This is a genomic window from Parvimonas sp. M20, from assembly GCF_035282425.1.
In the GTDB taxonomy this organism is placed as follows: domain Bacteria; phylum Bacillota; class Clostridia; order Tissierellales; family Peptoniphilaceae; genus Parvimonas.
In genome coordinates this window covers 1-269 of record NZ_JAYKBQ010000177.1, presented here as the reverse complement: position 1 = coordinate 269, position 269 = coordinate 1, and the positions used below count along the sequence as shown (strand labels likewise).

At 43.5% G+C, this 269-nt stretch carries 1 protein-coding gene; it reads left to right on the top strand.

The window, feature by feature from the left end; genetic code table 11:
- The first annotated feature begins 13 nt into the window (after positions 1-13).
- Complete coding sequence (locus VJI93_RS09495; RefSeq protein ID WP_077628286.1) at positions 14-91, top strand: OmpW family outer membrane protein; 78 nt, start codon at positions 14-16, stop codon at positions 89-91.
- Positions 92-269: the final 178 nt, after the last annotated feature.

The following is a 269-nucleotide window of genomic DNA, read 5'->3' as shown; positions in this document are numbered from 1 at the left end:
CGCCAATTATAAGCTGGGCGGTGCACAGCAACACGATAGCGTACGCCTCGATCCGTGGGTGTTTATGTTCTCAGCAGGATATCGTTTTTAATTCCGCACAAAAACGACCCCGTAATATACGGGGTCAATAAGGACATGGTATAAAGGGTATTATTTCTTCGCTTCTACGCCATCAGTTTCAGAGCGAATTAAAAATTTCTCAGTTGTTTGCGGAATATTCTGAATCAGCCAGTCGGCCATTTGCTTTTCCTCATTTAAAATCGCTTCGA